General features: G+C 48.0%; 12 protein-coding genes and 2 riboswitches. Of the genes, 6 read left to right on the top strand and 6 right to left on the bottom strand.

All coding sequences use genetic code 11. From position 1 onward, the window contains the following. Position 1 precedes the first annotated feature (1 nt). From IRE19_RS10385 to mtnW, 3 genes are read right to left on the bottom strand one after another with little or no spacing between them, the layout of a single operon-like run. On the bottom strand, positions 2-616 hold the full coding sequence (locus IRE19_RS10385) for a methylthioribulose 1-phosphate dehydratase (protein WP_203340328.1): 615 nt from the start codon (positions 614-616) through the stop codon (positions 2-4). After that, on the bottom strand, positions 613-1,278 hold the full coding sequence (locus tag IRE19_RS10380; RefSeq protein WP_284700314.1) for a 2-hydroxy-3-keto-5-methylthiopentenyl-1-phosphate phosphatase: 666 nt from the start codon (positions 1,276-1,278) through the stop codon (positions 613-615). Before IRE19_RS10380 ends, IRE19_RS10385 begins: the two co-directional genes overlap by 4 nt. A gap of 5 nt (positions 1,279-1,283) precedes the next feature. Continuing rightward, positions 1,284-2,498: a 2,3-diketo-5-methylthiopentyl-1-phosphate enolase gene (gene mtnW / locus IRE19_RS10375; RefSeq protein ID WP_203340326.1), complete on the bottom strand. Its 1,215-nt coding sequence runs from the start codon at positions 2,496-2,498 to the stop codon at positions 1,284-1,286. A 75-nt stretch (positions 2,499-2,573) separates the two neighbouring features. After that, a riboswitch (SAM riboswitch) is annotated at positions 2,574-2,683 on the bottom strand. Between the two features lie 243 nt (positions 2,684-2,926). Then, positions 2,927-3,080: riboswitch (SAM riboswitch) on the top strand. A 74-nt stretch (positions 3,081-3,154) separates the two neighbouring features. Between mtnW and mtnK the strand changes: the two genes are divergently transcribed. The 5 genes from mtnK (at position 3,155) to IRE19_RS10350 (ending at position 9,064) form a co-directional block, all read left to right on the top strand. Continuing rightward, the gene (mtnK, locus tag IRE19_RS10370) at positions 3,155-4,345 is read left to right on the top strand and encodes an S-methyl-5-thioribose kinase (RefSeq protein ID WP_203340325.1); all 1,191 of its coding nucleotides are present in this window, start codon (positions 3,155-3,157) and stop codon (positions 4,343-4,345) included. Further along, the gene (gene mtnA, locus IRE19_RS10365; RefSeq protein WP_191714613.1) at positions 4,342-5,403 is read left to right on the top strand and encodes an S-methyl-5-thioribose-1-phosphate isomerase; all 1,062 of its coding nucleotides are present in this window, start codon (positions 4,342-4,344) and stop codon (positions 5,401-5,403) included. The genes mtnK and mtnA overlap by 4 nt, the downstream gene beginning before the upstream one ends. Then, a complete protein-coding gene (locus IRE19_RS10360; RefSeq protein WP_203340324.1) occupies positions 5,400-6,482 on the top strand; it encodes a sugar ABC transporter substrate-binding protein in 1,083 nt (360 codons plus the stop codon). Before mtnA ends, IRE19_RS10360 begins: the two co-directional genes overlap by 4 nt. A gap of 64 nt (positions 6,483-6,546) precedes the next feature. Further along, entirely contained in the window at positions 6,547-8,103 is a 1,557-nt protein-coding gene (locus tag IRE19_RS10355) for a sugar ABC transporter ATP-binding protein (RefSeq protein ID WP_203340323.1), read from the top strand. Then, the gene (locus tag IRE19_RS10350) at positions 8,027-9,064 is read left to right on the top strand and encodes an ABC transporter permease (RefSeq protein WP_191714616.1); all 1,038 of its coding nucleotides are present in this window, start codon (positions 8,027-8,029) and stop codon (positions 9,062-9,064) included. The genes IRE19_RS10355 and IRE19_RS10350 overlap by 77 nt, the downstream gene beginning before the upstream one ends. 47 nt (positions 9,065-9,111) lie before the next feature. Here IRE19_RS10350 and IRE19_RS10345 read toward each other — a convergent pair whose 3' ends face one another. Beyond that, positions 9,112-9,648: a dihydrofolate reductase family protein gene (locus tag IRE19_RS10345; RefSeq protein ID WP_203340322.1), complete on the bottom strand. Its 537-nt coding sequence runs from the start codon at positions 9,646-9,648 to the stop codon at positions 9,112-9,114. A gap of 330 nt (positions 9,649-9,978) precedes the next feature. On the opposite strand from IRE19_RS10345, the gene IRE19_RS10340 reads away from it, so the two are divergent. After that, positions 9,979-10,983 carry an EAL domain-containing protein gene (locus IRE19_RS10340; RefSeq protein WP_203340321.1) on the top strand — a complete coding sequence of 335 codons (1,005 nt, stop codon included), beginning with the start codon at positions 9,979-9,981 and terminating at the stop codon, positions 10,981-10,983. A 108-nt stretch (positions 10,984-11,091) separates the two neighbouring features. Here the strand turns inward: IRE19_RS10340 and IRE19_RS10335 are convergent, their stop codons facing one another. Together IRE19_RS10335 and IRE19_RS10330 are read right to left on the bottom strand one after the other, a co-directional pair. After that, on the bottom strand, positions 11,092-12,099 hold the full coding sequence (locus tag IRE19_RS10335; RefSeq protein ID WP_203340320.1) for a FecCD family ABC transporter permease: 1,008 nt from the start codon (positions 12,097-12,099) through the stop codon (positions 11,092-11,094). Continuing rightward, positions 12,096-13,094, bottom strand: coding sequence for a FecCD family ABC transporter permease (locus IRE19_RS10330; protein WP_203340319.1), 999 nt, complete (start codon positions 13,092-13,094; stop codon positions 12,096-12,098). The genes IRE19_RS10335 and IRE19_RS10330 overlap by 4 nt, the downstream gene beginning before the upstream one ends. Positions 13,095-13,098 lie beyond the last annotated feature (4 nt).

The raw sequence follows: 13,098 nt of genomic DNA, 5'->3' as shown, positions 1-13,098 counted from the left end.
CTTATTTTAACTGTAGTTGTAACGCTAATTGGTATTGAAATAAAAATTCGCTGGCTTCAAGCAGCTTCTTTGCTTCAAAGCCATCTTTTCCCCAAACGGTGATGCCGTGGTTGCGGATCAGCACCGCTCCTTTATCGGCAGTGATATAAGGTTCAAAGGCTGCGGCGAGCGTGGGGATATCGGCGTGATTTGGAATGATCGGAATGGTCAATACAGCATCTTCTTCCCATAATCCAAAGGCCTTGATCAATTCCTGCCCCTGGAAATCGATTTTTCCTACATCTCCGTATAATTCGGAAATGACGTTATTGGCTACCGTGTGGACGTGGAGGCTGCAGCCGGCCCTTGTCTTTCCATATATCGCACAGTGCAACAAAGTTTCTGCAGAAGGCTTCAATAGAGTCTCAGCTGCCGGCTGTCCATCGGCATCCACAAGAAGGAAGTCTTCGTCAGTGCGTTTTTTCTTGTCTTTTCCGCTGGCGGTAACCAGAAATTCAAGTGGCTCGTCCGCCACTTTGATGGCAAGATTTCCGCTGGTTCCCATAAACCAGTCACGAATCGCCAGTTCATCCTTGACGTCGGCCAGTTCCAGCCATTTATCGTGCAATGCCGTCATGACCTCACCCCTGTATAGTCATCCACAATGGCGATGACTTCATGGAAAGTTTCAAACGGTTTATAGTCGATGTCCGCTTCCTGGCATTTTTCAGCCAGCAGATCCCGGGCAATGACAAAATCGGCTTGTTTGGCGGCTTCCCAGTCACTGATGGAATCGCCGATGACGATACTTTTGGCGCTGCTGCCTAGAAGATCCCGGATGACGGATGGTTTGCAGCAGCCACAGCCTTGGCTGGTACAGGTTTCGTCACAGCCATGTGGAAATACCAGTTTGATGGTGTCTCCTGAAAAATCGGCGCTGTTGCAATAGATGCCGTCAAAAGGTCCAAATGGTTCAAGCAGCGGGTAAACAAAGAAATCGATGCCGCCGCTGACAATGTACAAAGGAAGCTGCTGTTGTTTCGTATAAGCGACAAAATCGCTGAAGCCTTCGCGTATTTCGGCCTGCTCCAGCACATACGAAATGATGTCGTCTTTTGCCTCAACCGGAAGGAGGGAGAACATCTTCGCAACCCCCTCACGTATCGAAATGGATTGGTCAAGAATCTGGTCTTTGACGGTTTCCCAGTTCGGTGGATTAAATTTCTTCATAATGGCGATGATGTTGTCATTGGCTGTAACGGTGCCGTCAAAATCGCAAAAAATAATCGGTTTACTCAAGTGGTTCACCCCCATAGCTCAAGTGCTGTTTGTAGTTCTTGATGTTGTTTGCCTGCCGCCTGCAGAGTTTCTCCCTGCAGTACCGCATCGATGGCCTGCCTGAAAGCCTGTCCGCCGCCAGCTGCACCAGCGGGATGTCCATGGACACCGCCGCCGGCATTGATGACACTGTCGATTCCATAATCAGCCATCAGCAATGGCACAAGGCCAGGGTGGATGCCTGCGGATGGAACGGGGAAGCTGCGCTTCAGAGGGCTGTCTATCGTCAGTTCTTTGCCGAGCGCAAGGGCCGCTGTTTTCTCCAATGCAACACTGCCGTAAGGAGAAGGAAACAGGGAGAAGTCAGCTCCTGCATAGCGGATCAATTTCCCGAGGGCGAGCGGCGTAGCGAGACCATAGAAAGTGGAAGAAGTGAAAGCACCGCTGAAAGCCGGATGTGCCATGAGCGGCAAAGCAATTTCATCATCTTCAGCCAGTTCCTGCAATACATCGAGCCCGTAGGCATGAACATTGAACAACAAAGCATCCGCACCAAGTTCACGTGCTTTTCGTGCTTTTCCTCTCAGTGCGGAAGTTCGTCCTGACAAGTTCACCGCATAAAGCGTACGATGGCCTGTTTCTTCATAAACGCTTGTCAGCACGTCCTTACCAGTGGTGATGCGTTTTTCAAATGGGGTCAGCGGATTGTCGAATAAAATTTCATCGTCTTTGACCAAGTCCACTCTACCCAATGCCTGTTCACGCAATTGAGCAGACAGAAAATCCAGATCGCGGCCGATGACGCCTTTGAATATGCTCATCAGAAGCGGCCGTCCGGCTACGCCAAGTGTGTTGCGGATTTCTTCAATGCCGAAGCGTGGACCGGGAAAATGGCTGAGTAAGTCGTGGCTGAAATCCAGATCCACTAACTTCACTTCTCCGTCCAATGACAATTTTCCGAAAACCGTGGTCAAGATGGCCGGAAGATCAGCAGAGAAATTGGCGGACGGATAAGCGACAGCAACTTCCGCTTTGACCAGTTCGGGTTTCAATGGATGGTTGATTTCTTCAAATTCCTTAATGGAAACGACGTTTCCTTTATGATGTTTCAGCTGCTCCTGTTCAAGGAGCGGCAAATCGGTCCAGGAGCCGATCGTCAGACCTAAAGCGATGCCTTCCGCCTTTTTCTCAAAAGAACCAGGCTTTCCGTATAATTGATAAGTAGCAGTCAAGATGCTCATGTATTCAACACTCCCATGCAATTTTAAAAAATAAAAAACCTCTTCAAATAAGAAGAGGTTAAGGGCTTTAACAACTTCTTATTTTTCAGCCATCGGTTCTGGCTGCAAGAATTAGCACCGTGTCCACCATTGGACCGGTTGCCGGGTATCATAGGGCTTGTCCCTCCACCTGCTCTGAATAAGAAAGATATGAAATTGGGTAAGTTTTTTGGGCTGGTCCTACTTATAGAATCTCAGCGTAAAAAGAAATGATCATTCGAAATGGTAGAGCTGCTTTAATAGAGTAAAGTAATTCTGATTATTTCATGTGCACAGAAATCTGTCAACAGCATTGTTGCAAAATTGTTTTTATTTAAAAAATGTGATTGACAGTCAATTCTGAATCGTGATAGGATTCATTTCAGAACTTAATAGCACGATAAGCAGTACTCTTATCAAGAGCTGGCAGAGGGATTTTGGCCCGATGACGCCCAGCAACCGACCGTAATACCGTTGTGAGACGGGGCGCTTTGGCGCCAGGATGAATATCCTGTAAGGCACGGTGCTAATTCCATCAGAAATTTATTTTCTGAAAGATAAGAGGCATGGGATCTCTTATTCTGGCCTCTTTCTTTTGGAAAGAGGCTTTTTATATTGCAGAGAAAGGGAGATTGACCATGACACTTACGGCTCCAACCACCTATAAAGCATTAACCGAAGAAGCTGCCATCGAATTGGCGAAAGCGATTCAAGCATTTGATCATACAGCTCACTTGACGTGCCGGGAAATCGGCGACGGCAATCTAAATTATGTTTTTCAAATTGAAGAGGAAGCCACAGGCAAGCGGCTGATCATCAAGCAGGCTTTGCCATATGCCAAAGTCATCGGCGAAAGTTGGCCGCTGACATTGAAGCGTGCGACGATCGAAGCCAATGTTCTGAAGAAGCACGGCGAGTTTGTGCCGTCTTTGGTGCCGGCCGTCCATGCAACGGACGAAGCATTGGCTATAACGGTGATGGAAGATTTATCGCATCTCGAAATTGCGCGGGAAGGCTTGATCAACGGCCGGCAATTTCCAAGGCTGTCACAGGATATCGGCGAATACCTGGCCCAGACCTTATTCCACACTTCTGATTACGGGCTGCATCCTTTTGAGAAAAAACGATTGGCTGCTGAGTTTTCCAATCCGGAGCTATGCAAAATCACAGAAGACCTGATTTTTACCGATCCATTCTTCGATGTTGACACCAATGATTACGAACCGCAGCTGCAGGCAGCAGCAGAAGCGATTTGGAACGACCGCAAACTGCAGCTGGAAGTGGCGAAATTGAAGAAGAGTTTCTTGACTGAAGCGGAAGCGCTGCTTCACGGAGACCTTCACACCGGCAGTATTTTTGCGGGGCCGGCCGAAACGAAAGTCATTGATCCGGAGTTCGGCTTTTACGGCCCGATCGGCTTTGATGTCGGATTGTTTCTGGCCAACTTGATTTTCCAAACGATTACACGGGAAGGCGAGGATCGCCAGGAAATCGTAGCCCACATTGAAAAAACATGGGAAGTATTCGCTTCTTCATTTACGGAACTGTGGCAAACGCAGAGCGTTGAATCGTTCAAGGAGACCGAAGGATATCTTGAATATGTCCTCGGCAAAGTACTGGCCGACGCCGTTGGTTTCGCAGGCTGCGAATTGATCCGCCGGACGATTGGCCTGGCGCATGTCAAAGACTTGGACAGCATCGAAGACAATGATAAAAGAATTTCCTTCAAGAAGCAGGCATTGCAGACTGGGCGGGAATTAATCCTTAAGCGCGAGCAAACTGCTTCCATCAAAGACTTGGTGGAAATTCTAAAGGAGGCACGCATATGAGCATTCCGTTATCCATCAAATGGGATGGGCAGCAGCTGACCATTCTGGATCAGCAGAAACTGCCGCATGAGATTGACTATTTAACACTTGAAACTGTAGAAGATGTGTACAACGCGATTTTCTCCTTGAAGGTGCGCGGAGCTCCGGCCATCGGCATCACCGCTGCGTATGGATTAGCGATAGGAGCACAGCGGCACGAGGCAGTTTCCTTGGAAGCTTTTCAGCAATACGTCGAAAAAGATGCAGCGTATTTGAATTCTTCACGGCCGACTGCCGTTAACCTGGGCTGGGCGCTCAGCCGCTTGAAAGACAAGGTGCAAGAAGCGGAGAACGTGCAGCAGGCAAAATTGCTGCTGCTTGCGGAAGCTGTGAAAATCCATAAAGAAGACGAAGAGTCCTGCCGCAGCATTGGTGAACACGCTTTGGTATTGCTGCAAGGAAAGACGAAAGTCATGACCATCTGCAACGCCGGTTCGATTGCTACCGCTAAATACGGTACGGCTTTAGCGCCATTTCATCTTGGCAGCGAACGCGGCCGTGAGTTTGAAGTATTTGCCTGTGAAACCCGTCCGGTTTATCAAGGTGCGCGTCTGACAGCTTGGGAGCTTCAGCAGTCAGGGGTTGATGTCACATTGATCACCGACAGCATGGCGGCGCACACCATTGGAGCCAAAGGAATTGAAGCCATCATTGTAGGCGCGGACCGCATTGCAGCCAACGGCGATACAGCCAATAAAATCGGGACGTATAACTTAGCTTTGTTGGCCAATGCTTTCAGCATCCCATTTTATGTAGCGGCGCCGGCATCAACATTCGATTTGTCGATTGAGGATGGAACCGTTATTCCGATTGAAGAACGAAACCCGGAGGAGATTACCCATACGAACGGACAGCCGGTCGCACCTCTTGGCACGAAAGTGTTTAATCCGGCATTCGACGTGACGCCGGCACATCTCATCACCGCCATCATCACCGAAAAAGGCATCATCACTGCAGAATACAAAAAAAACATCCCTGACTTGCTTGGTGCATTTACAGGAAAAGGAGAAATACGATGAAAAAACAATCCATCTGGCTGCTTGCCGCACTTTTATTTATCAGCATTTTATTAACCGCCTGCCAACCAAAAGGGAATGTCAGCGAGGAAGAAACTTCTTCAGATACGAAGGCTGAGGCTTCAGACCATCCACTTGCCGGCAAAGAAATTGCCTTGATCATGCAAATCAATTTAGGGACATTCAGCGCCCAATACATAGCGGGTGTAGAAGAACAGGTTGAGAAATTCGGAGGGAAAGCAACTGTTTTCACTTCTGAAGGGGATTTGGCGAAAATGGCCTCTAACCTGGATGCAGCCATCAATCAAGGTGTCGATGGCATTTTGATTGACCATGGAACAAAAGAAGCCTTGAACCAAGGTGTTGAAAAAGCGCTTGAAGCCGGAATTCCGGTTGTGGCGTTTGATGCAGGCATCGATGTTGAAGGTGTGGTTTCTTTAGAGCAAGGCGATCAGCAGATGGCCGAGATGACCTTGGAGAAACTGGCGGAAGACAATAACGGCGAAGCCAACATCGTTAAAATATGGACAGCGGGCTTTGCACCGATGGAAAGACGCCAGATAGCTTATGAAAAATTCCTATCCGACAACCCCGGCATCAAGGAAGTGACAGCATTCGGTGCCGCTACGAACAATACGGCACTGGATACGCAATCACAGATGGAAGCAGTTTTGAAACAATACCCGAACGAAGGGGAAATCACTGCAGTATGGGCCGCGTGGGATGAGTTTGCGAAAGGTGCTGTCCGTGCCATTGAACAAGCAGGACGTACAGACATTAAAGTATACGGCATCGATATGAGCGATGAGGATCTGCAATTGATGCAAAAAGAAAACAGCCCATGGCTCGCTTCGGCAGCAGTGGATCCGACGGATATCGGACGCATTCAAGTTCGTTACTTATATCAGTTGTTGAATGGCGAACAGCCGGAAGAAAAAGTGATTTTAGAGCCGGTTTTTGTTGAAGCGGAAAGTTTGCCGGAAGAAACGGTGACAACCGATAAGTTAAGCGAATACGTAGATGGCTGGGGCGCAAGCGAACAGGGCTACACGGATGAATTGCGCGAATTGGAAGGCCAATAATCTTCATCATTTCGAGCTGTCCTGAAAGATGGGACAGCTCTTTTATCAGAAAGGAGGCCTTTCTATGGCACAAGCTTTACTTTCGATGACCGCCATCGGAAAAACTTTCGGTGCAGTGACGGCGTTGCAAAAAGCCGAGTTCCATTTGGAAAAAGGAGAAGTCCATGCCATTCTTGGCGTCAATGGTGCAGGAAAAAGCACGCTGATTAAAATCCTGTCAGGCGTTTACCAGCAGGATGAAGGAACGATTAAATTGGATGGCGTCGATATTCGGCTGGAATCGCCGAAGGCAGCCAAAGAACAGGGGATTTACTGTGTTTATCAAGAAGTGGATACAGCCATTGTTGCTGAGCTGACTGTGGCAGAAAACATCCTTCTCGACACATTCGCAGGGAAAGGCAATTTATTCGTTTCCAGACAAAAAATCAATGAACGCGCACGTCTTGCTTTGCGCGAGCTGCAGGCGGACAACATCAATGTCCAGCAGAAAGCGGCGAGACTGACTTTGGCGGAAAAGCAGATGGTGCTGATTGCCAGAGCCTTGGTCCATTCGGCGAAAATCATTATATTTGACGAACCGACAGCTCCTCTCTCTATCCATGAATCAGAGAAACTATATGCAGTCATTGCAAAGTTAAAAGCACAGGGCGTCGGCTGCGTCTTCATTTCCCACCGTTTGCCGGAAGTATTTGAAATCAGCGACCGGATTACAGTGATGAGGGAAGGGACGCTTGTCAAAACCTACGATACGTCAGAAGCCGATCAGGATGGGGTGATTGAAGCGATGCTCGGTGCAGCACTGAGTCATGAATTAGAGCCGAGGGCGCATGAGATTGGGAACCCTTTGCTGGAGGTTGAGAATTTATCGGATGGCCAGAAGCTCAAAGATCTGTCGCTGACGGTTGCAGCAGGTGAAGTAGTGGGTGTCGTCGGATTGGTCGGCGCCGGTAAAACGGAGCTTGCCAAAGCCTTGTTTGGAGGAACGCCTTTAACCTCAGGTACGGTGAAGCTTTCGGGGAAAACGGCCAAAATCAAACATCCGGCAGACGCCATCAAAGCAGGAATGGCGTTGATTCCGGAAGAGCGCCGAAAAGAAGGGTTATTTGTCCAGGAATCACTGGAAACCAATGCATCATTCCCTAACCTGAAAAAGTTTTCTAAGAATTTGTTGATGGAACGGAAAGCCGAAAAGCGCTTTGCTGATGAAATCATCGAGCGTTTGCGCATCAAAACCGATAGTACAGAAACGCCTCTCGTTCACTTGAGCGGAGGAAACCAGCAGAAAGTGGCGATCGGCAAATGGATCTCCCTCGATTCGGCCTTGTACCTCTTCGATGAACCGACAAAAGGCGTCGACATCGGAGCCAAAGTGGATATTTTCAAATTGATCCGCCAATTGGCTGAAAGCGGCAAAGGCTGTCTGTATTTTTCAAGTGAAATTCATGAAGCCATCGGAATTTCCGATCGGATTCTCGTTATGTACAACGGTCAAATCGTGAAGGAATTATCACGACAAGAAGCGACCCAGGAAAGGATTTTATTGTATGCAAGTGGTGGAAAAGAAGAACTTGGGGAAACACAAGAGCTCGGTGAAAGACAACGCGATTCAGTTTCTGTTTAAATATGGCGCCATCGCATTACTTATTTTCATCATTTTTTACTTCAGCACAATCAGCGACGCTTTTTTCACATATGGTAACTTCACAGACATCCTGCGCTCCATTTCCATTGTCACGTTACTCGCTTTAGGTGTAACATTCACGCTGGTAGTGGATGGTTTCGATTTGTCGGTAGGTTCGACGATGTCTTTATCGACAGTCGTTTCCGCATCTCTGATGGTTTGGTACGATATGCCGTTATGGCTCGTCCTTCTCCTGCCGCTGTTGATCGGGGTGTTGGTCGGAGCAGTCAATAGCTTTCTAATTGTGGTTATCGGCATTCCGGATTTGCTGGCGACGCTGAGCATGATGTACATTATTGCGGGCTTGCATCGTACGTATACAGAAGGCTACTCGATCTACAACAATATGCCATTGACTTCAGGAGGAACCGCACCGGGTCAATTGTCGGAAGCGTTTCTGTGGATTGGGCAAGGGCAGATGCTGGGCCTGCCGGTTCCGGTTTGGATCATGCTGGTGATGGTCCTGGCTTCCTATGTAATTTTGAACCATACACGTTGGGGCCGAGTGCTTTACATGACCGGCGGGAACGCTGAAGCCGCGACGCTGTCCGGCGTCAGCGTCAAAAAAGTGAAATTTGCCGCTTATGTGGTATCGGGAATTTTTGCTTCAATGGCTGGCATTTTGTTTACTGCACGCGTAGGTTCCGGACAAATTGATGCAGGGGCTCCGTTGATGATGGAGGCGGTTGCGGCAGTATTTGTCGGTTACTCGGTGTTAGGGGCGGGCAAACCGAATGCGCTGGGCACATTTTTTGGAGCTGCAGTTATCGGCATTTTGTTGAACGGCTTAACGATTCAGAATCTCCCTTATTATGCTTTTGATATTATCAAAGGAGGCGTACTGGTTGCTGCACTGGCAGTCACTTATGTTTACGCCAAAAAGAAATTCAGCAAAAACTAAGCACGAAAAAGAAAGCCTCCCGTTGCAGGGGGCTTTCTTTTTCTGTTTTATTTGTCTGGTGTATAACTGGCAATGAGCACACCTGAATCTGTTGAACGGATGTCCTGTAAGTTGAACATTTTCTGATCAGCATTTTCCTTGAAAAGCCGTTTGCCTTCTCCTAAAACGAGCGGAAATGTCATCAGATGAAGTTCGTCGACCAAATCATGTTTCAGCAAAGTTTCAATGAGTTCAGCGCTGCCATAAACCAACAGACGTTGTCCGGTTTTTTTCAGTTTGGCGACTTCCTGCGCTACATTGCTGGTAATCAGGCGGGCATTCCATTCCGTGCGCTTCAGAGTGGTGGAAGCCACATACTTGGGTATTTTATTCATCCGGTCGGCAAACCCTTCTTCATCTTCAGCAGCGGGCCAAGCAGCTGCAAAACCTTCATATGTCACTCTTCCAAGCAGCAATGCATCACTGCCAAATAACAAATCCAGCTGGAACTTCGCGATTTCGTTATCCCAGTAAGGGGCAGTCCATGACGGCTCTTCCATAACCCCATCAAGCGTCAAATACATCGCAACAACGATTTTTCCCATGATCATTCTCCTTTGTGAATGAAATAACAGCGTGCCGTTCTTTTTAAATGGACAACAACTCGGGTAATCTAGAGCGGTTTCTGCTTATGGAACAGTTTCTTTTGCCTGTTAAACGATGAGCGGCAAGTTAATGTATACATTCTTCACCGTCGAAAAAAAACCTCTTTTTCCGACGGTTAAATCATCGTGTAACAAATGCTTCAGTTTTGCTAATAAAACAAGAACAACTCTTTTCACATTAGCGATTTTTTATTTTTTGTATAAAATTGTTAACTATTAACTAGTGAAATAAAGTAAAATGGAACTACCAAAATTAAGGAGGAAACGGACTTGCAATGCAATAATTGCTCCGTAACGGAGTTGAAGTTTGAGATTAAAATAGAAGACGACTCCAATTTGTTGGCATTGCCGCAAATTTATAGCCACTTGAATAGAAGAGGCATTGCTATAGTGACGACGGAAAATGGACTTATTGTAGATGAAGCAGGAGCCAAAGAGTTGATGGATTTTTGCCGTCATTTTATGGATTTGGAACAAGTCGTTTTCCGAATAAACCGTGAAGCGTGGAAGCCGTTTTCTGAAATTGAAACCGTGTTGGATATGCAATGGATTGATAAAGTGATTCAAAAAGAGCTGATTTCCTGCCATTATCAGCCGATTGTGAATGGAAATGAAGAGATTTTTGCATATGAAATGCTGGCGCGTTTCCAAAATGAAGACGGATCGATGATCTACCCGAATGAAATTTTTCCGGCTGCCAAAATCCGCGGGCGCCTGTATGCATTGGATCGGGTATGCAGAATGACAGCTGTAAGGTATGCAGCCAAACTTAAAGGAGAGAAAGCGTTCATCAATTTCATTCCGACTTCAATTTATTCCCCTGAATTTTGCTTGCGTTCGACAATTTCTTTATCAGAACAGCTGGGGGTGGATCCGAAATCCTTAGTATTTGAAGTGGTGGAAACGGAAAAAGTGGATGATTTGGATCATTTGAAGAAAATCTTGGCTTACTACAAGGAAAAAGGATTCGATTACGCGTTGGATGACGTGGGTGAAGGTTACAGTACGATTGAAATGCTGGCAGACCTGAAGCCGAAATACATGAAGTTGGATATGCAATATGTCCAAGGGGTGGCAATGGATCCGGCAAAGCAGAAAGTGGCGGAAAAGTTTTTGAAGAAAGCGCTGGAAATCGGCTCCATTCCTTTGGCCGAAGGCGTTGAAACACGCGAAGACTTTAAATGGCTTAAGCAGCGGGGGTACCAATTATTCCAGGGTTATTATTTCGGGAAGCCGGCGGCAATGCCTCTGTATGAGAAAAAAATCGAAGTATGAAATATCAGGCTAACAACCGTTAGAGTTGGTGGCTTTATTCAGAAGTTAATGGATAACAAACAGAAAGAAAATAAAAGCTGGAGAGAACAGTTAAGTTCTCAACAGCTTTTATTTTTTCAACAGCAAGTAAATGAAATATGGAGCTCCGATCAATGCAGCCATGATGCCTGCTGGGATTCCGGAAGGCTCGAGCAGGTTCCGGCCGACGGTATCCGCCAGCAGCAGCAGCCAGCCGCCGATCAGGATGGCAAGCGGCAAGAACAGCTGATGGCGTGGACCGACAATCGATTTGGCGATATGCGGAGCCATCAGGCCAATGAAGGCGATTCCTCCGGTAACTGACACAGCGGACGCCGCCAGCGCGACAGCCGCCAGCAAAAGGACGACCCGCTCTTTCTCAATGGATACGCCGATGCCGACAGCAACAGGATCGCTGAGGCCGAGGACGTTCATCCGATTGGCTTTGTACAAAGTGAACGGAATGAGCACCAGCAGCCAAGGAAGGATGGCCACAATAAACGGCCAATCGGCTCCCCAAATATTGCCGGCCAGCCAATTGGCGATAAAATCGACTTTTTCTGGTTCCGCTGAAGAAATCAAGACAATCATGACTCCCGACAAGGCCATGGAAAACCCGATTCCCACAAGCACAAGGCGGATCGGCTGCAAGCCGGTGGTGCGGGAGTAAGAAAAGGCATAAATCAATGCAGCGGTCGCAAGGGCTCCGCAAAATGCCACGATTGGCATCAAATAGACAAAAGATCCAGCCTCTACCGGAATGAACAAGAAGAAAACCGCAATGGCGACGCCGGCACCGGAATTGATGCCGATGATTCCGGGGTCTGCCAGGTCATTTCGCGTTACGCTCTGCAAAATCGCACCCGACAAAGCCAGTGCCATCCCGGCCAGAAGCGTGATCAAAATGCGCGGCAGCCGGATGGAAAACAGAATAAATTCTTCTTTAAATGTGCCTTGGCCAAGAATAGCCGGCACCAATCGATCATAGGAGATAGGGGAGTAGCCAAGCCCCATGCTGGCAATTGCTGTCACTAAAATCAATGCCAGCAATGAATAATACGAAATTCGTTGTTTTTTACGTAAGCTTGGGTGCATCATGCGAATGCTTTGCCTCCTTTACGGACAATGATCAGGAAGAACGGCAAACCGATGATTGCAATAATCGCTGCTACCGGTGTTTCAAACGGTGCATTGATCGTCCGGCCAATCAGGTCAGCCAGCAGCATGAAAATCGCTCCTGCCACTGCTGACATGGGGATGATAAAACGGTAGTCAGTTCCGACGATTGCCCGGACCACATGCGGAATCATTAAGCCGATAAACGCCATATTGCCGGCAAGTGCAACGGCAGCCCCCGCCAACAGCGTAATGATGACAAAAAGAACTGCTTTGATTTGGGCTGTTTTCTGACCGAGGCCGATGGCGGCTTCTTCACTTAAGCTGAGGATGGTCAGCTGGCGAGACAGCAGCAACGCAATCACCAAAGAGGCGGCGATAAACGGAACCACTACCTGCAGCTGGCCCCAAGAAGTGCCGATCAATCCGCCGGCTGTCCATTGGGAAACGTTTTTTGAAATATTGAAATACAGGCCGATTCCTTCAGCAATCGCTGTCAGGAAGGCCGAGATGGCCGCACCGGCAAGAACAATCCGGAAAGGCGAGAATCCGCCTTTTTTTGCGGCACCGATACCGAACACCAACGCGGCACCGGCTGCTGCTCCGATAAAGCAGGCAACCATGATGCCAAAATAATTGGCAGCCGGAATGAAAGCCAACGTGAAGGCTAACGCCGCGTTAGCACCTGCAGTCAAACCGAGAAGACCTGGGTCAGCCAGCGGATTGCGGGTCATGCCCTGCATCATCGCACCAGATACAGCAAGAGCAGCGCCGACAAAGATGGCGGCAATTTCGCGCGGCAGCCGGATCTCCCGAATGACCCCGATGCCGTCACTGGAGCTGGTTGAAAATAACGCCAGCCCTACTTCTTTCAGACTGATATCCGCCGCTCCAAAAATCAAGGAAATGACCAGAGTCAGCACAAGCAGGAGCAGGCTTAAAATAAATTTAATGGGAAAGGAAACTTTAGGGCTCATTCAT

Source organism: Planococcus beijingensis, assembly GCF_016820615.1.
Taxonomy (GTDB): Bacteria; Bacillota; Bacilli; order Bacillales_A; family Planococcaceae; genus Planococcus; species Planococcus notacanthi.
The sequence above is the reverse complement of the archived record's forward strand: the minus strand, read 5'-3'. Positions and strand labels throughout refer to the sequence as shown.